The organism is Mycobacterium sp., from assembly GCF_032159565.1.
Taxonomy (GTDB): Bacteria; Actinomycetota; Actinomycetes; order Mycobacteriales; family Mycobacteriaceae; genus Mycobacterium.
Window position 1 is genome coordinate 20,469 of sequence record NZ_JAVHWR010000130.1, and the last position, 19,822, is coordinate 40,290.

The 19,822-nt window shown below is 66.2% G+C and carries 17 protein-coding genes; 10 read left to right on the forward strand and 7 right to left on the reverse strand.

Annotated features, from left to right (window positions below):
• Nucleotides 1-53 precede the first annotated feature (53 nt).
• From QOC76_RS16690 to QOC76_RS16710, 5 genes are all read right to left on the reverse strand, one after another.
• Nucleotides 54-818, reverse strand: coding sequence for an ArsR/SmtB family transcription factor (locus tag QOC76_RS16690; RefSeq protein ID WP_526358271.1), 765 nt, complete (start codon nucleotides 816-818; stop codon nucleotides 54-56).
• Nucleotides 811-2,181, reverse strand: coding sequence for an MFS transporter (locus tag QOC76_RS16695; protein WP_526358273.1), 1,371 nt, complete (start codon nucleotides 2,179-2,181; stop codon nucleotides 811-813). The genes QOC76_RS16690 and QOC76_RS16695 overlap by 8 nt, the downstream gene beginning before the upstream one ends.
• 42 nt (nucleotides 2,182-2,223) lie before the next feature.
• Nucleotides 2,224-3,471 (reverse strand): glycosyltransferase family 4 protein, encoded by a 1,248-nt coding sequence (locus QOC76_RS16700; RefSeq protein WP_526358275.1) that lies wholly within the window; start codon nucleotides 3,469-3,471, stop codon nucleotides 2,224-2,226.
• A 154-nt stretch (nucleotides 3,472-3,625) separates the two neighbouring features.
• Nucleotides 3,626-5,158, reverse strand: coding sequence for a 1,4-alpha-glucan branching protein domain-containing protein (locus QOC76_RS16705; protein ID WP_526358277.1), 1,533 nt, complete (start codon nucleotides 5,156-5,158; stop codon nucleotides 3,626-3,628).
• Nucleotides 5,155-5,940 carry a class I SAM-dependent methyltransferase gene (locus QOC76_RS16710; protein ID WP_526358279.1) on the reverse strand — a complete coding sequence of 262 codons (786 nt, stop codon included), beginning with the start codon at nucleotides 5,938-5,940 and terminating at the stop codon, nucleotides 5,155-5,157. Before QOC76_RS16710 ends, QOC76_RS16705 begins: the two co-directional genes overlap by 4 nt.
• Before the next feature lie 223 nt (nucleotides 5,941-6,163).
• On the opposite strand from QOC76_RS16710, the gene QOC76_RS16715 reads away from it, so the two are divergent.
• Genes QOC76_RS16715 through QOC76_RS16725 form a run of 3 tightly spaced genes read left to right on the forward strand, consistent with a single transcriptional unit; the run spans nucleotide 6,164 to nucleotide 9,492 of the window.
• Complete coding sequence (locus QOC76_RS16715; protein ID WP_526358281.1) at nucleotides 6,164-6,955, forward strand: electron transfer flavoprotein subunit beta/FixA family protein; 792 nt, start codon at nucleotides 6,164-6,166, stop codon at nucleotides 6,953-6,955.
• Nucleotides 6,956-6,996: 41 nt separating this feature from the next.
• On the forward strand, nucleotides 6,997-7,953 hold the full coding sequence (locus tag QOC76_RS16720) for an electron transfer flavoprotein subunit alpha/FixB family protein (protein WP_526358283.1): 957 nt from the start codon (nucleotides 6,997-6,999) through the stop codon (nucleotides 7,951-7,953).
• Between the two features lie 57 nt (nucleotides 7,954-8,010).
• The gene (locus tag QOC76_RS16725) at nucleotides 8,011-9,492 is read left to right on the forward strand and encodes an FGGY-family carbohydrate kinase (RefSeq protein ID WP_526358285.1); all 1,482 of its coding nucleotides are present in this window, start codon (nucleotides 8,011-8,013) and stop codon (nucleotides 9,490-9,492) included.
• Here QOC76_RS16725 and QOC76_RS16730 read toward each other — a convergent pair.
• A complete protein-coding gene (locus tag QOC76_RS16730) occupies nucleotides 9,477-10,238 on the reverse strand; it encodes an SDR family NAD(P)-dependent oxidoreductase (RefSeq protein WP_526358287.1) in 762 nt (253 codons plus the stop codon). The genes QOC76_RS16725 and QOC76_RS16730 overlap by 16 nt on opposite strands.
• A gap of 1 nt (nucleotide 10,239) precedes the next feature.
• Nucleotides 10,240-11,277 (reverse strand): sugar-binding transcriptional regulator, encoded by a 1,038-nt coding sequence (locus QOC76_RS16735; protein ID WP_526358289.1) that lies wholly within the window; start codon nucleotides 11,275-11,277, stop codon nucleotides 10,240-10,242.
• Nucleotides 11,278-11,393: 116 nt separating this feature from the next.
• Between QOC76_RS16735 and eltD the strand changes: the two genes are divergently transcribed.
• The 7 genes from eltD to derK are packed head-to-tail and all read left to right on the forward strand — an operon-like array spanning nucleotide 11,394 to nucleotide 19,822.
• Nucleotides 11,394-12,482: an erythritol/L-threitol dehyrogenase gene (gene eltD / locus QOC76_RS16740; RefSeq protein ID WP_526358291.1), complete on the forward strand. Its 1,089-nt coding sequence runs from the start codon at nucleotides 11,394-11,396 to the stop codon at nucleotides 12,480-12,482.
• A gap of 21 nt (nucleotides 12,483-12,503) precedes the next feature.
• The gene (locus tag QOC76_RS16745; RefSeq protein ID WP_526358293.1) at nucleotides 12,504-13,922 is read left to right on the forward strand and encodes an extracellular solute-binding protein; all 1,419 of its coding nucleotides are present in this window, start codon (nucleotides 12,504-12,506) and stop codon (nucleotides 13,920-13,922) included.
• A 14-nt stretch (nucleotides 13,923-13,936) separates the two neighbouring features.
• On the forward strand, nucleotides 13,937-14,893 hold the full coding sequence (locus QOC76_RS16750) for a carbohydrate ABC transporter permease (RefSeq protein ID WP_526358295.1): 957 nt from the start codon (nucleotides 13,937-13,939) through the stop codon (nucleotides 14,891-14,893).
• A gap of 3 nt (nucleotides 14,894-14,896) precedes the next feature.
• Entirely contained in the window at nucleotides 14,897-15,778 is an 882-nt protein-coding gene (locus QOC76_RS16755; RefSeq protein WP_526358297.1) for a carbohydrate ABC transporter permease, read from the forward strand.
• The gene (locus QOC76_RS16760) at nucleotides 15,778-16,947 is read left to right on the forward strand and encodes an ABC transporter ATP-binding protein (RefSeq protein WP_526358299.1); all 1,170 of its coding nucleotides are present in this window, start codon (nucleotides 15,778-15,780) and stop codon (nucleotides 16,945-16,947) included. Before QOC76_RS16755 ends, QOC76_RS16760 begins: the two co-directional genes overlap by 1 nt.
• Nucleotides 16,944-18,086 carry an ABC transporter ATP-binding protein gene (locus tag QOC76_RS16765; RefSeq protein ID WP_526358301.1) on the forward strand — a complete coding sequence of 381 codons (1,143 nt, stop codon included), beginning with the start codon at nucleotides 16,944-16,946 and terminating at the stop codon, nucleotides 18,084-18,086. Before QOC76_RS16760 ends, QOC76_RS16765 begins: the two co-directional genes overlap by 4 nt.
• Complete coding sequence (derK, locus tag QOC76_RS16770; RefSeq protein ID WP_526358303.1) at nucleotides 18,083-19,822, forward strand: D-erythrulose 4-kinase; 1,740 nt, start codon at nucleotides 18,083-18,085, stop codon at nucleotides 19,820-19,822. The genes QOC76_RS16765 and derK overlap by 4 nt, the downstream gene beginning before the upstream one ends.

The window sequence follows — 19,822 nt, forward strand, 5'->3', positions numbered from 1 at the left end:
TTGGTGACGATGCCCAAGTAGCCGAAGCCGTCATCGCAGAATGAACGACGGCATCAGGATGCCCAGTCGATACCGAACGTTTCGGCCAACGCCGTGCGGCCGTCGGTCGTTACCATCACCGCGCGTCCCCGCGGTGCCCGTTTCACCCAGCGGGCGGAAAGCACGCGGTCCAACACCGCCCGGCCCAACCCGCCGGACAGGTGATGACGCTGCTCGGTCCAGTCCACGCAGTACCGCACCAGCGGCCTGCTCCCGGTAGGCAATTGGACACCGACCTCGGTGAGGAAGTCACGGCCTCCGTCGGTCAGCTCGTATGAGATGTCATGGCCTGGACTGCTCAGCGCGTCATGGCCGTCGCGGCGCGGGTAGTAACGTCCGTCGCCGCCGACGAGAACCTCGCGGTCCAGCAGGCTGCCCATGATCTGCACGCCGAGCCGACCGGCGAGGTGGTCGTAACAGGTTCGCGCCGAACGCAGTCGGGCCGCGCGGGTTCCTTCGCGCAGCGACCGAACCGGGTGCGGCGGCGCCAACCGAACGAGATGCTCGAGCAGTTCGCCGACTTCTGGACCGGTCAGCCGGTAATAGCGGTGCCTGCCATGCCTTTCCACCGCCAGGAGGCCTGCATCGGTCAGCTTGCCCAGGTGACTGCTGGCCGTCGACCGGCTGATGCCCGCCTCGTCGGCGAGGACGCTGGCGGGCAACGCGCGGCCGTCGTCGAGGGCCAGTAGCACCTTGCACCGGGCCGGGTCGGCGAGCAGTGACGCCAGCGCGGCGATGTCGGCGTCGCCGCACGTCGGCAGATCCGCGACGTCACGCATGACAAACCTCTTCCTCCGTCGTCGCCGTCGCATCTCGCGCCCATCGCACCGCCACCACGGCGCCTACCAGCTGGACAACACCGCCCAACGCCATCGCGATCTGCGCGCCGACGGCGGCCATGGCACTACCCAACACCGCCACACCGACAGTGATACCCACCGGCCGGGCCAGGTTCACCACGCCGGAGGCCAGCCCCGCCCGCCGAACCGGGACAGCGGCCATCGCGAGTCCCACCGCGGGCCCAGTGTTGAGGGCAAGGCCGGCGCCGGCCAGGACGAACGACAGCTCCAGCAGCCACACATCGGCGTACGGCCCCACACCGGCGTAGAGCAGCAGACCGGCCGCCATCAAACCCAGGCCCGCGCTCATCGGCAGCCGCGGACCGGTCCGGTGCGCCATCGCGTTCGCGAACGGAATGAGCGCCAGATACATCAATGGCATCGGCAGGAACCAGAACGCCGTCACCAGCGCGCTCGCGCCTCGTTGTCGCTGAAATACGAAGCTGTTGACCAACAGCAGCCCGTAGATGCCGAACGTCATCGTGAACGTTGCGATGAGCGCGGCAGTCAGCCTGCGGCTGCGGAACAGATCGAGCGGCAGCATCGGCACGGCGGCGCGATGCTGGCTTATCACGAATGCCGCGACCGCGGCGACGGCGCAGACGGCCAACACAGCGACCCAGACGGGCGCCGTCGAGCGTCCCTCGACCAGGACGATCGTCAGCGTGGCGAGCGCGACGACCGCGAGTGCCTGACCCCGTATGTCGATGTACGACGCGTCGCGGTCCCGCGATTCAGGCAGGAAGCGGCGGGTCATCAGCAGAGCCAGCAGGCCGACCGGAATGTTGAGCCAGAAGATGTAGCGCCAACCGATCGTGTCGGTCAGCACGCCGCCCAAGATCGGTCCCAGGGCCGTGCTCATCGCTGCCGCCATCGCCCACGCCGCGGTGGCGCGTCCGCGCTCGATCGGGTGGGCGAAGGCGGCCGCGGCGATCGCCAGGCCGTGCGGCAGCATCAGCGCTGCGCCGACACCCTGTACCGCCCGCGCTGTCAGCAGGATCGGAAGTGACGGCGCGGCGGCACACGCCAACGAGGCGAGGACGAAGACCGCCAACCCGATCCGCAGCAGCCTTCGTCTGCCGAACCGGTCGCCGAGGGATCCCGAGGTCAGCAGCAAGGCGGCGAAGGAGATGTTGTAGGCGTCGATCGTCCACTGCGCCCACGAGATACCGCCGCCGAGGTGGGTGCGGATGGCGGGCAGCGCGAGGTTGACCGCGTTGGCGTCGATCAGGCCGACGAAGAGTCCCAGGTAGGCAGCAACCAGGGTCAACGCCGTTGCGAGGGTGAACCTTCTGGTGTCCATACCGCACGTTAGATGCGGAACGATTCGACGCCGATCGAACTGTCAGCGGTCGGGCAGGGCGTGTTCCACGATCAGCCTGCGCGGGTGCGGTTGACGCACCCCGCGTTTGGCGGCCATGTACACCTGTGCGGTTTCCCCTGCGACCGTGTGCCAGTCGAAGTCGGACGTCAACCGATCGCGGGCGGCGATCGCATGCTGTTGCGCGGCCTGCGGATCGTCGAGCACCGCGCGCACCGCCGCAGCGAGGGCGGCGATGTCGCGCGGCGGGAACGACACTCCGGTCTGCCCGTTGATCACCGCCTCGCCGAGACCGCCGACGTTTGACGTCACCAGGGGCGTGCCCGTCGCAGCCGCTTCCAGCGCCACGATGCCGAATGGCTCATAATGGCTGGGGAGCACCGCGGCGTCGGCGCTATGCAGCAACTGCACCAGGCCTTTGTGGTCAACCCGCCCGACGAACGTTACGGCCTTGAGCACCTTGTGTTTTCGAGCCTGTCCGACGAGCCACTCGTACTGGGTGCCGTCGCCTGCGATCATCAGCGTCGTGCCCGGATGGCTACGCCTGATGCGCGGCAGCGCCGCGATCGCGTCGTGGATACCCTTCTCGTATTCCAGCCTGCCGAGATAGAGCAGCTGCGCGGGACCCTGCCGCGGCCGTCGCCGCGCGAACGGCCACAAACCCGCGTCGATTCCGTTGCGGATGACCCTGATCTCGGCCAGACCGGGACCAAAGAGCTCGGTGATCTCGTCGCTCATCGACCTCGAACATGCGATGAGCGAATCGGATTCACGCACCAGCCAGGATTCCACGGCGTGCACCTGCCTGCTGATCGGACCCGACACCCAGCCTGTGTGCCTGCCTGCCTCGGTGGCGTGGATCGTGGAAACCAGTGGCACGTCGTAGAACTCGGCGAGCGCGACGGCGGGATGGGCTACCAGCCAGTCGTGTGCGTGCACGACATCGGGGCGCCACTCGTTGGCTCGCCTGCCCGGCGCCTTGATGGCCAGTCCGGCGCGCGTCATCGAGTGGCCCATCGCCAGGGTCCAAGCCATCATGTCCGTGCCGAAATCGAATTCGTGCGGATCGTGGGCGGCGGCGACGACCCGCACACCTTCACTGACCTCGTCGGTCGACGGATGTGTGCTCGGGTCGGTGTTCGACGGCCTGCGGCTCAGGACCACGATCTCGTGTCCGGCCGCGGCCAGCGCCGTCGCCAGCTGATAGACATGCCGTCCGAGCCCGCCGACCACCACCGGCGGGTACTCCCACGACACCATCAAGATCTTCACGGTCCCTCGATCCCCCGCGAGCGTGCGCGAAGTGCTGCTCTGCACCGGCGTGTTGGGGAGCAGACACGCACGGTCGCGGGGCAAGAGCTCCCCGTTGCCGGGCAAGAGCTCCCCGTCGCGGGGCAAGAGCTCCCCGTTGCCGGGCAAGGCGGGGTCATGAGCGGGGGAGCCTTCTGGCGTCGAGTGCGCCGAACAGACCGTCTGCGCGGTTCCAGCCGGCCGCCAACCGCTCGGCCTGCTCGCGGCGGCCCGTCGCGAGCGCTCCCGCTATCTCGCGGGTGGCATGCGCGTGCAGATGGGCGCGGTAACGGGCGTAGTCGGCCGCGGAATCCTTGCTGACCATGAACGGCCAGTCGCTCGACACGGTCAGCAGCGTCTCACGCAGGATCTGGTCGGCGACGACGTCACGGGTGACCGGGGCGCCCACCGACGCGTTCTGCTCGAACGCCTTGTCCACTGTGCTCAGTGCGGTGTCGACGACCTCGGTGTTGAGCTGCACGATGTCGGCCACCTTCTCGCCCGACCACACCGACCAGTCCTTGCCGGAACCCCAAGAGCTGGGCGGCAATTCGACGGCGCTGCCGGTGAAGCCGTCGGCGACCGCATCGGACAGCGTACCGACCCGGATGCCCGCGGCGGGCAACGCCCGCAACACCCGTTCCAGCCACAGCGGCCCCTCGTACCACCAGTGGCCGAACAGTTCGGTGTCGAATGCGGCGATCACGTGTGCGGGCCGACCGATCCGCTCGCTCTCCGTGACGAGCCGTTGGCGCACCACCTCGACGAAGTCGGCGACATGCCCGTCGACCGCGCGATCGGCACGCTCGGGGCCGTAGGGCGCCTTGGCATCCGAAGGTACGTTGCGGCCGGTGACGCGGGCCGGCTTGAGGCCGGTGACGTGATCGTAGGTGTGGAAGTCGCGGTAGGCGGCGTGGCCGGGATAGCCGGATTTCGGCGACCACACCCGGTAGCTGACCTGCAGATCGCGACCGAACGCGATGACGTCGGAGTCTCCGACCGGACGCCCAAGCGCCGTGTCGCCGTGCAGCGACGGGCCGTCCACCATGAAATGCCCGACACCGGCTGCGGCGTAGTCGAATTCCATGCCGGGGGCGTACGCGCATTCCGGCGCCCAGATTCCGGTCGGCGTGTGCGCCAACCGCTGGTAGGCATCGGCAAGGCCTTCGCGCAGCGCGAACTCGCGCAGCCGCGAATTCAGCAGCGGCTGGAACGGATGCGACAGCGGGCCGCCGAGCAGTTCGATGGTATCGGTGTCGATCAGCTCACGCAGCAGCGGGCTGCCGCCGTGCTGCCACAGCGTGTTGAACTCGTCGAGCTCGCGGTCGGCTTCGGCAACCTCGCGAACGCCGAACTGCCGCAACGGTTCCGGCAGCGTGGTGGCCTCCTGGGCGCGTAGCCGCCAGTTGGCCAGCCAGTGATGCATGCCCGTCAGGCAGTACGGGTCGTCCAGTTGCGCGGTGACAACGGGTGTCATGCCGAGGGTCAGGAGGTGGCTACGGTCCTCGTCGGCCAGCCTGCGCAGCACCCGCATCAGCGGCAGGTATGCCGCCGACCACGACTGGTAGAGCCATTCCTCGCCGACCGGCCAGCGACCGTGATGGGCCAACCACGGCAGGTGGGTGTGCAGAACAAGGGTGAACAGTCCCGGCGTCCGCGAGTCGGTCATGGCCGCACCGCGATTGCGACCAGATCGAGGCTTTCGTCGATATCGCGGTCGGCCGCGTCGGTCAGTTCGAAATCGTCGATGCGGACGGAGGCGACGTCGGCCAACAGGTCCTCAGGCCATGGCGCGTCGGCGATCGCACGGGCGACCTGCGCGTCGATGATCGAGCCGCCGTGCTTGGCGTCCAGCTCAGCCAGCGGGCATCCGTGGAACACGCCCTGCATGGACTCCATGGTGAACCCGGCCGACTCGAGCAACTCGGTCAGTTCGCCGGCGTTGAGCTCACGGGTGTGGAAGGGGTTGATCGGCGTATCGCGGCCGGGGGAGAAGGTCACCCGGTTGGGCGTCGACATCAGCAGCAGCCCGGACGGCCGCAGCACACGCAGGCATTCGGCGACGAACTGTGGCTGGTCCCACAGATGCTCGATCACCTGGAAGTTCACCACGACGTCAACCGAGCCGTCGGGCAGCGGAAGCTCCGCGAGATTGCCGTGGCGCATGTCCACCCTGGGATAGCGCGCACGCACATGGGCCACCGTGGCCTCGTCGTAGTCCAGTGCGACCACCCGGCGGGCGACGTCGGCGATCAGATCGGCGCCGTAGCCCTCGCCGCAACCCGCTTCGAGCACGTCGCGACCGGCGCAGCGGTCACGCAACCGCTGGTAGACCACCTCATGGCGGCGGAACCAGTAGTTCTCCTGGGCCAGACCGGGGATCGTGCGCTCCCCGGTCAGTGGCAGAGCACCTTCCGGGCCGGCGGGACCGTCGGTGACAAATGAGCTCATCGCAAAAGGCAGGCTAACCCAGGAGAAGGGTTGGTGGCCGGTTCGCTCAACGGTTGGCCCGGTTCTCCGGCGAGTAAGGGGACGTCAGAACACAAACTTCCACCAGCTATGGTGTTCGTGCGAACCACCTTAAGTTACCGACGGGTAACATAGTGGCGACTGCTTCAAACGTGGTAGTGGGGGCCGACCGCCGGTCCCCCTTCGAGGAGGACGAACCAGACTCATGACGAACATCGTGGTCCTGATCAAACAGGTCCCTGACACGTGGTCGGAACGCAAGCTGACCGACGGCGATTACACCCTTGACCGCGGGGCCGCCGACGCCGTGCTCGACGAGATCAACGAACGCGCCGTCGAAGAGGCGCTGCTGATCAAGGAGCGCGACGGCGGCGAGTCGACGGTGACCGTGCTGACCGCCGGTCCCCAGCGTGCCACCGAGGCGATCCGCAAGGCGCTGTCGATGGGTGCCGACAAGGCCGTTCATCTGCTCGACGACGGCCTGCACGGCTCGGACATGGTTCAGACCGGGTGGGCGCTGGCCCGCGCACTGGGCACGATCGAGGGCACCGAGCTGGTCATCGCCGGTAACGAGGCCACCGACGGCACCAGCGGCGCAGTGCCCGCGATCATCGCCGAGTACCTCGGCCTTCCGCAGCTCACCCACCTGCGCAAGGTGGCCGTCGAAGACGGCAAGGTCACCGGCGAGCGCGAAACCGACGACGGCGTGTTCACCCTGGAGGCGTCACTGCCCGCGGTGGTGAGCGTCACCGAGAAGATCAACGAACCGCGCTTCCCGTCCTTCAAGGGCATCATGGCCGCCAAGAAGAAGGAAGTCACCACGCTGACCCTCGCCGAGATCGGTGTGGACGGCGACGAAGTCGGTCTCGCGAACGCCGGATCGAAGGTCGTCGCGTCGACCCCCAAGCCGCCGAAGACGGCAGGCGAGAAGGTCACCGACGAAGGTGACGGCGGCACCAAGGTCGCCGAGTACCTCGTGGCCCAAAAGATCATCTAGCTCGCTACCGACCACCCCTAGACACAGAGGCGAAACAACTCATGGCTGAAGTACTTGTGCTCGTCGAGCAGGCCGAAGGTGCCCTCAAGAAGGTCACCTCCGAATTGATCACCGCCGCTCGCGTGGTGGGTGAGCCGTCGGCCGTCGTGGTCGGCAAGCCCGGCACCGCCGACCCGCTGATCGACGGCCTCAAGGCCGCCGGCGCGGCCAAGATCTACGTCGCCGAGTCCGACGACGCGGAGAACTACCTCATCACCCCGTACGTCGACGTGCTGGCATCGCTGGTGGAGTCGGCCTCCCCGGCCGCTGTGCTGCTGTCTTCCAACGCCGACGGCAAGGAGATCGCCGGTCGGCTCGCCGCCCGGACCGGCTCCGGTGTGCTCAGCGACGTCGTGGACGTCAAGGAGGGGGCCAAGGGCATCCACTCCATCTTCGGTGGGGCGTTCACCGTGGAGGCCGAAGCCATCGGCGACGTGCCCGTCATCACGGTGCGCGGCGGTGCGATCGACGCCGAGCCTGCCGACGGCGCGGGCGAGGTCGTCACCGTAGAGGTGCCCGCACAGGCCGAGAACGCAACGAAGATCACCAAGCGCGAGCCCGCGGTGGCCGGCGATCGTCCAGAGCTCACCGAGGCCACGGTCGTGGTGTCCGGCGGCCGCGGCGTCGGAAGCGCCGAGAACTTCAGCGTTGTCGAGGAATTGGCGGATTCGCTGGGTGCGGCCGTCGGTGCGTCGCGTGCCGCGGTGGACTCCGGCTACTACCCGGGTCAGTTCCAGGTGGGCCAGACCGGCAAGACCGTTTCGCCCCAGCTGTACATCGCACTGGGTATCTCCGGCGCGATCCAGCACCGCGCAGGCATGCAGACGTCGAAGACGATCATCGCGGTGAACAAGGACGAAGAGGCGCCGATCTTCGAGATCGCCGACCTCGGCATCGTCGGTGACCTGTTCAAGGTCGCCCCGCAACTCACCGAGGCGGTCAAGGCCCGCAAGGGCTGACGCCCGGCGCACTTGGGCGCGTCCACGCCGACTTCACCCTCAACGTAGGGTAGCCGCGTGGACGTGCTGCTCGGCATCGATATCGGCACCGGAAGTACCAAGGGCGTCCTGGTCGATACCTCGGGCAACGTCCTGGCGACCGAGACGATTGCCCACGCCATGGACCTGCCTCGGCCCGGTTGGGTCGAGGTCGACCCGGAAGCGACGTGGTGGCGAGAGGTCTGCGCCATCGCCACCAAGCTGACCGCTCAGATTCCGACGGGGGCGGCGCTGGCGGGCGCCTGCGTCAGCGGCGTCGGCCCGTGTCTCGTGCTGTGCGACGAGGCGGTCCGCCCGCTGCGTCCCGCGATCATGTACGGCGTCGACACCAGGGCGACTGCCGAAATTGATTCGCTGACAGCCGAGTTGGGCGCCGACGAGATCCTGCAGAAGGCGGGCACCGCGCTTTCCAGTCAGGCTGTGGGGCCGAAGCTGGAATGGGTTCGCCGCCATGAGCCCGAGGTGTTCGAGAAGGCAACCCGGTGGTACGGGTCCAACTCCTATATCGCTGCCAAACTCACCGGCGAGTACGTGATGGATCATCACACCGCCAGTCAGTGCGATCCCCTTTATGCCACGCGTGATTTCGGGTGGAACGCCGAATGGGCGCAACGCATCTGTGGTCATCTGCCTCTGCCGAGGTTGTTGTGGCCCGCCGACGTGGTCGGCACGGTGCATGCGGACGCTGCCGAGGCCACCGGCATACCGGTCGGCACGCCCATCATGGCCGGCACCGTCGACGCCTATGCCGAAGCGTTCTCGGTCGGTGTCCGCCATCCCGGCGACCAGATGTTGATGTACGGCTCGACCATGTTCCTGGTCCAGATCATCGACAGCTACTACAGCGACCCCGTGCTGTGGACGACAACCGGTGTCGAACGCGACTCGTTGGCGCTCGCGGCGGGCACGTCGACGGCGGGCAGCATGGTGAGCTGGCTGCAGAATGTCACCGGCGGTGCGGATTTCGACGTTCTCATGGCGGAGGCGCAGAGAGTGCCGCCGGGTAGCGAGGGACTGCTGGCGCTGCCGTACTTGGCGGGCGAGCGCACACCGGTCTTCGATCCGATAGCCCGCGGTGTTTTCGCCGGCCTTACGCTGCGGCACGGCCGTGGTCACCTTTTCCGCGCCGCCTACGAGGGAATCGCATTCGGCATTCGCGAGATCCTCGAGCGTTTCGACGACGCCCACGCCGGACTGCGCACAGTGGCCGTGGGCGGCGGTCTTCGCAGTCCGATCTGGGCGCAAGCGGTCAGCGATATCACCGGGCGCACCCAAGAGGTGCCGGAGCAGGCGATAGGGGCCAGCTACGGAGACGCGCTGCTCGCGGCGATCGGGAGCGGTTTGGTGCCCGCTGACACCGACTGGGCCAAGATCTCGCGTGAGATAACACCCGAGACGCGGCACCGCGACCTGTACGACGACCTGTACTCGACCTGGCTGCAGCTGTATCCGAGTACCCGTAGCCTCGTACACCGACTGGCCGATCAACCCATCGTGTAGCCGCCGTCGACCGGAACGTCGACGCCCGAAATCATACTCGCCGCGTCGGAGGCCAGCCACAGCACGGTGTCGGAGACTTCGCGCGGGATTGCGAAGCGGCCCAATGGAATACGTGCGAGCATCGGGGCGGCTTTCGCCTCTTCGCCCCACACCCGTTGGCCCATCTCGGTGAGCACCACCGTGGGACACACCGAGTTCGCCCTGATGCCGTGTGCGCCGAGCTCACGAGCCAAAACCTTGGTTGCCATCACCAACCCGGCCTTGGATGCGCAATATGCGTAGTGATCGGCCAGCGGCGCCAGTGCCGCGGCCGACGCGACCGTGATGATCGAACCGCCGGTGCCCTGCTCGACCATCGACTTGCCGACTGCGGACGCCAACAACGCGGGAGCCCGCAGGTTGACCGCAATGGTGGCGTCGAACAAGTCCGGATCGGTGGCGATGACCGGCGCAGGGTGCGAGACGCCAGCGTTGTTGACCAGGATGTCGAGGCCGCCGAAGGCGGCGACCGCGATACCCGCCAGCCGGTCCGGCCCGTCAGGCTGGGCGAGATCGACTGTGACGGTCTCGATTTCGATGCCGAATTCGTCGGTGAGCGAACTGCGCGCGGCAGCCAACTCTGATTCGTCTCGCCCGCTGAGAACCAGGGCCGCCCCCGCGGCGGCAAAGGTCCTGGCGATGTCGGCACCGATCCCCTTAGTGGCGCCCGTTATAAGGGCCCGCTTGCCATCGAGCACAGCGGTCACGTCAGGACGCCTGTTCCGCGACGGCGGGGCTGGCCAGGATGTCGTGCGCGGTCACCGGGTCGGTGACGAGACGGTTGAAATAGCCGCCGCGTGCGCCCGCGATGATGGATTCCACTTTTTCCTTGCCGACAGCGACCCCGATGGTGACCGGAATGTGTCGCAGGGCTTCGAGTTCCACCGCGATCAGCCGCTCACCTCCTTCGAAGGCAACCGGCTCACCGTCCCGGTCGAAGAATCGCGAGCACACGTCGCCAACCGCCGAGCGCAGCGACGAGGACGCGGTCGGCACGAATCCTGGAATATCCGACCGCATCAGGGGCGGGGCGCCGACACCCATGAGCGCGCAGCGCGCGTGCGGCCACAGGCTGAGCACACGCTGGATGCTGGGGTCGTTGAGCAGAGAACGGTATAGCTGGGGTCCTGGCAACGCAGGGGCGAAGAGGTAATTCGCCCTGCCCCCAACACGATTGGCGACCAGGCGGGTGATCTCGTTGGTCTGATACCAGTCCTCGGCCTGATCGTTGCCGCCCACCGTCGGGGCGATGATGACACCCGGCAGTGCAGGCAACTCGTGCTGGGCGACCTCGTAGACGGTGCGACCCGACGACACCAGGAGAACGTCGCCGGGCAGCAGTCCGGCTTCGCTGAGCGCGCGTCCGACCGCGGGAGCCAGCGGGCGCCCCATCACGTCCACCAGTGACCGGCCAGTGCCCGGTGCGGGAAGGGGAGGGGCGAGGTACACGTTCTCGAGGTTCAACGCCCTGGCCAGTTGATCGCCAAGATCGCCTGGCCGCGCCTCGGCGGGAGGAACCACCTCGATTCGAACTATGCCCTGCCGTTTGGCCTCCGCGAGCAGCCGGCTGACGGTTGCCCGGCTGGTGCCCAGCTTCGCAGCGACGTCGGCCTGGGTGGCGTCATCCTCGTAGTACAGGCGCGAGGCTGTGTACAGCAGCGACGCAGGGAAATGACTGCCTTCCAGCTCAACGGCGCCGCTGTCGGCGGATTGCTCAGCCGATGCTGCCGGAGCCGATCGAGGCATGGCGTCGAGTATGGCACTGAACATCTGTTCTGGGAAGAATTTTGTTGAACATTCGTTCTGGACAAATGTGCAGCGCGTTCGATAGTGTGACTCCAACCACAGTTGAAGGAGTGCTGATGAGCGATCAAATCCCCGAGAAGATGCAGGCCGTGGTCTGTCATGGACCCGAGGACTACCGACTCGAAGAGGTGGCGGTCCCGGTACGCAAGCCGGGCGAGGCGCTGATCAGGGTCGAAGCCGTCGGTATCTGCGCCAGTGACCTGAAGTGCTTTCACGGGGCGGCGAAGTTCTGGGGTGACGAGAACCGGCCCGCATGGGCTGAGACCATGGTGATCCCCGGACACGAATTCGCCGGGCGCGTGGTCGAACTCGATGACGCGGCCGCGTCTCGCTGGGGTATCGCGGTGGGCGATCGGGTGGTGTCGGAGCAGATCGTGCCGTGCTGGGAATGCCGCTATTGCAAGCGTGGTGAGTACCACATGTGTCAGCCGCACGATCTCTACGGATTCAAGCGGCGCACTCCCGGTGCGATGGCGAGCTACATGGTCTATCCGGCGGAATCGCTGGTGCACAGGGTATCCGGCGATATCCCGGCTCATCATGCCGCGTTCACCGAACCGCTGTCGTGCTCTCTGCACGCCGTGGAGCGAGCCGGCATCACCTTCGAGGACACCGTGGTGGTCGCCGGGTGCGGGCCGATCGGCCTTGGCATGATCGCAGGCGCGCGGGCCAAGAGTCCGATGCATGTGGTCGCCCTCGATATGGAACCGGGGAAGCTCGAGCTGGCCAAGCGTTGCGGTGCTGACATCGCCATCAACATCGCCGAACAGGACGCCGTCGCGATGATCAAGGAGCTGACGGGCGGCTACGGCGCAGACGTGTATCTCGAGGGGACCGGCCATCCCTCCGCGGTTCCACAGGGTCTCAACGCATTACGCAAGCTCGGCCGATACGTCGAATACGGGGTGTTCGGCAGCGACGTGTCTGTCGACTGGAGCATCATCAGCGACGACAAGGAACTCGACGTGCTCGGCGCCCATCTCGGGCCTTACTGCTGGCCGGCGGCGATCAGGATGATCGAGTCCGGCGTGCTGCCGATGGACGACATCTGCACGCACCAACTGCCATTGCCTGAATTCCAGAAGGGTCTGGACCTCGTCGCCAGCGGCAAGGAATCCGTCAAAGTCTCCCTTATCCCCGCCTGACGCGGAAGGGCAACTGACACCATGAACCGAAACACCGGGCCGCAGATGTCGCGGCGAAACATGCTCGCGGCGTTGGGACTCGCCGGTGCGGCTGCGGCAAGCGTCCCCATCCTCAGTTCCTGCGGTGTCGGCGGGAAGGCCAGTCTGCCGAACGGGGCGGACTCCGTCACCGGCGGCTTCGACTGGAAAAAGGCCTCGGGCTCGACGATCAACATTCTGCAGACCCCGCATCCCTACCAGCTGTCGTATCAGCCGCTGCTCAAGGAGTTCACCGAGCTCACCGGGATCACCGTCAATGTCGACCTCGTTCCGGAGGCGGATTATTTCACCAAACTCAACACCGAACTGGCCGGTGGCTCAGGCAAACACGACGCCTTCATGCTCGGGGCCTACTTCATCTGGCAGTACGGACCACCGGGCTGGATCGAGAACCTCGACCCGTGGCTGAAGAATTCGTCGGCCACCAACGCGGACTACGACTTCGACGACATCTTCGACGGTCTGCGCACGTCGACCCGGTGGGATTTCACCCTCGGCCATCCGCTGGGCACGGGCGGTCAGTGGGCGATCCCATGGGGGTTCGAGAACAACGTGGTGGCCTACAACAAGGCCTACTTCGACCAGCGCGGCATCAAGAAGCTGCCCGACCGGCTCGACGATTTCATCCAGCTGGCCGTCGACCTCACCGACCGATCGCAGAACCGTTACGGCATCTCGACCCGCGGTTCCAAATCGTGGGCCACCATCCACCCCGGGTTCATGACGCAGTACACGCGTGAGGGCGCAGTGGACTACACGTTCAACGGGTCGGATCTCATCGCGGAGATGGACAGCGACAAGGCGATCGCGTTCACCGAGAAGTGGATCGAGATGCAGCACAAGGCTGGGCCGACCTCGTGGACGACCTACGACTATCCCAACGCCACAGGCGATCTCGGTGACGGCAAGGCGATGATGGTCTTCGATGCCGACAGCGCGACCTACCCGAAGAACAAACCGGGTGCGAGCAAGGAAGCGGGCAATCTGGCGTGGTATCCGGGACCCGCCGGACCCGATGGCAACTACAAGACCAACTTGTGGACATGGAGTTGGGCGATGAGCGCGAACTCGCGCAACAAGCTACCTGCCTGGCTGTTCATCCAGTGGGCCACCGGCAAGGACTCGATGAACAAGGCCGTACAGGGCGGTAAGTATGCCGACCCGGTGCGGAAGTCGGTGTTCGACACCACCTTCAAGAGGGTGGCGGCCGACCAGTTCGGCTACCTCGAGACCTTCGAGACCGTCATCGGCCAGTCGAAGATCCAGTTCACGCCGCAGAAGAAGTTTTTCGACACCACCCAGAACTGGGCCGTCGCACTGCAGGACATCTACGGCGGAGATGATGCCGCCTCGCGTCTGCGCAGCCTCGCGAAGACCAACACCTCCAAGGTCAATCTCTAGGAGCTCTGGCACACATGACGACTCAGACCGACAAGGCGACGGCGACCTCGCCGGATCAGCAGCCCAGGGCGCCGCGTCGCGCGTTGCCCGAGGTGCCGAGCTGGCGACGTAAGCTGCGGCCGTACTTACTGTCCATCCCGGCATTGGTGATCGTGATCGGGATTCTCTACCCCTTCGTGGTCGGCGCCTACTACGCGTTCCTCAACTACGCGGCGGTGAACCCGAATCCGCGTTTCATCTGGTTCGAGAATTTCAAATCGGTTCTCGGCGATCAGGTGTTCTGGCAGAGCGTCAAGGTCACCGCGATCTTCGCGGTGGTGGCAACGACCGTGGAGACGGTGCTCGGCGTCGGTCTCGCGTTGCTGCTGAACAGGTCGTCGATCATCGGGAAGGTCTTCGAGAAGGTGCTGATCCTACCGCTCATGATCGCTCCCGTGATCGCGGGCGTGATCTGGAAGCTGATGTTCAATCCGCAGTTCGGCATCCTCAATCACGTGCTGGGACTGGGCAACACCTTTGACTGGCTGTCGGGCAGCCACGCGTTGTGGTCGGTGATTCTTGTGGATCTCTGGATCTTCACCCCGTTCGTCGCGATTCTGGTCCTCGCCGGTATGCGGTCGCTGCCCAAGGAGCCCTTCGAGGCGTCCGAGGTCGACGGCGCGAGCTGGTTCTACATGTTCCGCAAGTTGATGCTCCCCATGCTCTGGCCTTACATCCTGGTGGCGGTGATCTTCCGGTTTATGGACAACCTCAAGGTGTTCGACCACATCTACGTGCTGACCGCAGGCGGCCCGGGCGTGGCCACCCGGACACTGCAGATCGGCGCGTTCGAGGACTCGATCATCAACCTGGACTACTCCCGTGGCAGTACATACATGTTGCTGCTCTGGATCATCGTGTTCATCACCGCGCGCTACCTGGTGAGCGTGCTCGGCAAGGCGCAGCGTCGAGCTGCCGGAGCGGAGTCATAGGCCATGGCATTCACATTGCGCAGAAGCGAACTCCTCCCGGGACAGAGGCGGATGGGCATCGGGCCCGTCGCCGCCGATATCGGGCTGATCGGCTGGTTCATCTTCTCCCTGTTCCCGATCGTGTGGATGGTGATCCTGGCGCTCAAGAACGCCGAAGAGCAGACCACCACGTACTTCAAGTTCAGTCCCACGTGGTCGAACTTCGCAACGGTGGTGTCCGACAAGGGCACTCAGATGACCAGCGTCGACTTCAAGACCTCATTGCTGACGAGTTTGATCAACTGTGGCGGCGCGGTGATCGTCTCGTTGCTGATCGGCATTCCCGCCGCCTACGCCGCGGGCCGCTGGAAGTACAAGGGCAGCAACGACCTGATGTTCCAGATGCTGTCCTTTCGGTTCGCCCCGGAGCTGATGGTGATCGTGCCGCTGTTCGTGATCTACAACCAGATCGGCCTGTTCGACACCAAGGTGGGGATGATCTGGGTCCTGCAGCTGGTCACCATGCCGCTGGTGGTCTGGATCCTGCGCTCGTACTTCGAGGACCTGCCCGAGGATCTCGAGCAGGCCGCGTTACTCGACGGCTACACCCGCAGAAAGGCTTTCGTGATGGTCGCCCTGCCCATCGTGCGACCGGGTATCGCCGCGGCGGCGCTGCTCGCCTTCATCTTCGCCTGGAACAACTACGTGTTCCCCCTGATCCTGGCCGACAGCAATGCAGGCACGGTGACCGTCGCGATCACCAAGTTCCTCGGCGGTGGCGGCCAGGCGTACTACAACCTGACCGCCGCAGCGGCGATCATAGCTGCCCTGCCGCCGCTGATACTGGCGCTGACCATTCAGCGGTATCTGGTCCGGGGCCTTTCCTTCGGGGCGGTGAAAGCCTGATGGCGACGGTATCTCTTGCCAACCTGCGCAAGACATTCGGCAAAGTCACGGCGGTCGACGACCTGTCCGTCGACATCGCCGACGGCGAGTTCTTTGTCATCCTCGGCCCCAGCGGCGCGGGTAAGACCACCACGCTGAAGTCGGTGGCCGGTCTGGTGGACATCGATGCCGGGTCGGTGCACATCGGCGGTGTCGACATGACCCTCGTCGAGCCGTACCACCGCAACGTCGCGATGGCGTTCGAGAGTTACGCGCTCTACCCGCAGAAGACCGTCAGCGAGAACCTGGCGTCGCCGCTGAAGTCCGGAAGGACCGGCAAGTACACGGAGGCTCAGCGCACCGAGCGCATCAACCAGGTGACCACCACGCTCGGAATCAACCACCTGCTCAACCGTTTTCCCCGTGAGCTGTCCAACGGGCAGCGGCAGCGGGTGGCGCTGGGCAGGGTGCTGGTACGGCCCGCCGACATCTACCTGCTCGACGAACCGCTGAGCCACCTCGACGCCAAGCTCCGGGCCGCGATGCGCGCCGAGCTCAAACAGCTCAGCGCAATGTCGAGCACTACGACCATCTACGTGACCCACGACTACCAAGAGGCCCTGGCGCTCGGCGACCGAATCGCGGTGCTGCGCGAAGGACGGCTCGTTCAGATCGGCACGCCGGACGAGATCTGGCGGCGACCCGCCGACACGTTCGTGGCACGATCGCTCGGTCAGCCCGAGATCAACATCCTCGACGGTGTGGTCGACGACGGCCGCATCCGCCTCGGGGACGGGTCGCTGGACGTACCGATCCCCGCCGGCGCGCCGTGCGATCGCGGCGACCGCGTACGAGTCGGCCTGCGGCCCTGCGACATCCATGTCGGGTCCGGAGCGGGCTCGGCACACTTGGCGGGCACCGTGATGCTCGCAGAGCGGCTCGGCCGCAACGTCGAGCTGACCGTGAAGGCCGGCGGCGAACAGGTGATCGTGCTCGCCTCCGGTCGCGAGGGCGTCGACGAAGGCAGTGACATCACCATGACCGTGGCCGATTCCGACGTACACGTGTTCACGGCGGGCGACGGCGACACTGTCCGGCTCGACGCGACCGATGAGACCTCCCGCACGCGAGGAGGACTGGACACTTCCCGCACGCGAGGAGGACTGGACAACATGGAGGCGGCACAGTGAGTGTGACGACAGATGCTCCGCGCAAACCCGCATCGGCCGATGGCACGGCGCAGAGCCTGACCCTCGCCGACCTGGTCAAGACCTACGCGTCCAGCGGCCGTGAGCGGGTTACGGCGGTCAAGGGCATCGACCTTGCCATCGAACCCGGAGAGTTGGTCGCGCTGCTCGGCCCGTCCGGCTGCGGAAAGACCACAACTCTGCGCATGATCGCGGGACTCGAAACCGTGACAAACGGTTCGATCAAGATCGGCGAGCGGGAGATCTCACAGTTGCCCGCGTCAAAGCGCGGTATCGGGGTCGGCTTCGAGAGCTACGCGCTGTACCCGCCGATGTCGGTCCGCGACAACCTGCTGTATGGCCTCAAGGCCCGCAAGGTCAAGGGCGCCGAGCAGATGGTCGCCTCGATCTGCGACCGGCTCGAGATGAACGACCTGCTCGGGCTACGGCCCGCCGGCCTTTCCAGCGGACAGAAGCAGCGCGTCGCGCTGGCCCGCGCCCTGGTGCGCAACCCACCGGTGCTGCTGCTCGACGAGCCGCTGAGCCACCTCGACGCCTCCGCGCGCCAGCGGGTGCGACGCGAGTTGAAGGTGCTGCAACGTGAATTCGGCTACACGACGATCGTCGTCACCCATGATCAGGTCGAAGCACTGTCGTTGGCCGACCGACTGGCGGTCATGGATGCCGGTGTGGTGCAGCAGTTCGGCACGCCCGACGAGGTGTTCGACGACCCGGCCAACCTCTTCGTCGCAGGGTTCGTCGGCGAACCACAGATCAATGTTATTCGCGGTGTCGCAAAGGTCTCCGGCGGCAAGACTCGTGTCGAGATCGGTTCCGATGCAGGTCATCTCGACACCGTAGTCACCTCGGTCGCCGATGGCACCCGCGTCACCGTCGGTGTCCGGCCACAGGACTGCGCGCTGGGTGCCCCGGAGAGTGAGGGGATCTCGACCACTGTCGCCTACTTCGAGCATCTGCTCGAATTCGGTCTCGCGACAAGCACCGTCGCGGGCATGGAGGAGGGAATCGTCGTCCAGACTCCGGCCCAGGAGAGCTATGAGCCCGAACAGAAGGTCGTGGTGACTGCCCCGCCGGAACGCGTTTATCTGTTCGACACTGAAACAGGGGAGCGGTTGCGATGACCAAACTCTTCAACGATCCCGCCCGGTTCACGGAGGACATGCTGGTCGGGTTCCTCGATGCCAACTCGCGTTACGTCGTCGGTGTGCCCGGCGGCGTGGTCCGCGCGCACCAGACGGCGCCCGGAAAGGTGGCAGTCGTCATCGGTGGTGGCTCAGGGCACTACCCGGCATTCTGCGGAACCGTCGGCACCGGGTTCGCGGACGGGGCGGTCGTCGGCAACATCTTCACCTCGCCATCGGCCGAGGAGGCGGCGTCGGTGGCGCGCGCCGCCCACGGTGACGCAGGCGTCCTGCTGACCACCGGTAATTACGCCGGCGACGTCATGAACTTCGGCCTTGCCGTCACCCAGTTGCGCAGCGAGGGCATCGAGGCCCACTATTTCGCGGTCACCGACGACATCGCCAGCGCCCCGAAGGGCGAGGAGACCAAACGACGGGGCATCGCGGGCGATTTCACCGTGTTCAAATGTGCCAGTGCCGCCGCAGAAGAGGGCCTAGACCTCAGCAGCGTGATCCGGGTGGCAGAAGCTGCCAACGCGGCCACCCGCACGCTCGGCGTCGCATTCGACGGCTGCACCCTGCCGGGGGCCAATGAACCGCTGTTCACGGTTCCCGACGGCCAGATGGGCGTCGGTCTCGGCATCCACGGCGAGCCCGGTGTGGCCGACGAGGCGATGCCGACCGCCGACGAGCTGGCGGTCACACTCGTCGATGGTGTTCTCGGCGACAAACCCGAAACCGACAGCACGCGGATCGCGGTGATACTCAACGGCCTCGGCAGAACCAAGTACGAAGAGCTCTTCGTGGTCTGGGGAGCTGTGGCGAGACTCATTCGCGAGCGCGGATACGAGATCGTAGAGCCCGAAGTGGGTGAACTGGTGACCAGCCTTGATATGGCGGGCTGCTCGTTGACAGTGATGTGGCTCGACGAGGAACTCGAAAAGTATTGGCGGGCACCGGCAGACACCCCGGCCTACCGCAAGGGCGTGACTGGTGCGGCCTCCGAAGGCGCCCGCCGCTCGGAGGCGGCGGCAGAAGCGGCCGCGCCGAAACTCGCCGTCGCTGAATTGGCCGATGAGGACGGTCGCCGTGGTGGACAGCTGATTGCACGGGCGCTCGCGGCGATGGCAGGGATGCTCGCGGACGTCGAGGACGAACTGGGCCGTATCGACGCCGTTGCCGGCGACGGCGATCACGGACGAGGCATGGTCAAGGGCTCCTCCGCGGCACGCGATGCGGCCGCCGGCGCGGTCGACGAGGGTGCCGGGCAGGGATCGGTGCTGACTGCCGCAGGCAAGGAGTGGGCGGCCAAGGCGGGCGGCACATCCGGTGTGCTGTGGGGGGCGATGCTGTCGGCGCTCGGCGCCAGGCTGGGTGACACCGGAAGGCCGGATTCGGCCACCGTCGCAGCGGCTCTGCGCGACGGCTATGACGCCCTGATCCGGCTTGGCGGGGCATCGCCGGGCGATAAGACGATGCTCGACGCGCTATTGCCGTTCGTCGAGGAGCTGAAAAAGCGGACCGACGCGGGCGAGGCTTGGCAGGAGGCCTGGCGGGCCGCCGCCGACGTCGCCACCGACGCCGCCCGTGCCACCGCCGATATGCGGCCCAAGGTCGGCCGGGCGCGTCCGCTTGCCGAGCGCAGCGTCGGCACCCCCGACGCCGGTGCCACCTCGTTGGCGATGTGCGCACACGCGGTTGCCGACTGCTTCACGTTGACGGTGAAAGGAGACTGA

What these genes read in the sequence shown, in the direction of transcription:
- QOC76_RS16690 (WP_526358271.1), bottom strand. Translation starts at nt 818, where the DNA reads ATGCGTGACGTCGCGGATCTGCCGACGTGCGGCGACGCCGACATCGCC.
- QOC76_RS16695 (WP_526358273.1), bottom strand. Translation starts at nt 2,181, where the DNA reads ATGGACACCAGAAGGTTCACCCTCGCAACGGCGTTGACCCTGGTTGCT.
- QOC76_RS16705 (WP_526358277.1), bottom strand. Translation starts at nt 5,158, where the DNA reads ATGACCGACTCGCGGACGCCGGGACTGTTCACCCTTGTTCTGCACACC.
- QOC76_RS16710 (WP_526358279.1), bottom strand. Translation starts at nt 5,940, where the DNA reads ATGAGCTCATTTGTCACCGACGGTCCCGCCGGCCCGGAAGGTGCTCTG.
- QOC76_RS16715 (WP_526358281.1), top strand. Translation starts at nt 6,164, where the DNA reads ATGACGAACATCGTGGTCCTGATCAAACAGGTCCCTGACACGTGGTCG.
- QOC76_RS16720 (WP_526358283.1), top strand. Translation starts at nt 6,997, where the DNA reads ATGGCTGAAGTACTTGTGCTCGTCGAGCAGGCCGAAGGTGCCCTCAAG.
- QOC76_RS16735 (WP_526358289.1), bottom strand. Translation starts at nt 11,277, where the DNA reads ATGCCTCGATCGGCTCCGGCAGCATCGGCTGAGCAATCCGCCGACAGC.
- eltD (WP_526358291.1), top strand. Translation starts at nt 11,394, where the DNA reads ATGAGCGATCAAATCCCCGAGAAGATGCAGGCCGTGGTCTGTCATGGA.
- QOC76_RS16745 (WP_526358293.1), top strand. Translation starts at nt 12,504, where the DNA reads ATGAACCGAAACACCGGGCCGCAGATGTCGCGGCGAAACATGCTCGCG.
- QOC76_RS16750 (WP_526358295.1), top strand. Translation starts at nt 13,937, where the DNA reads ATGACGACTCAGACCGACAAGGCGACGGCGACCTCGCCGGATCAGCAG.
- QOC76_RS16755 (WP_526358297.1), top strand. Translation starts at nt 14,897, where the DNA reads ATGGCATTCACATTGCGCAGAAGCGAACTCCTCCCGGGACAGAGGCGG.
- QOC76_RS16760 (WP_526358299.1), top strand. Translation starts at nt 15,778, where the DNA reads ATGGCGACGGTATCTCTTGCCAACCTGCGCAAGACATTCGGCAAAGTC.
- derK (WP_526358303.1), top strand. Translation starts at nt 18,083, where the DNA reads ATGACCAAACTCTTCAACGATCCCGCCCGGTTCACGGAGGACATGCTG.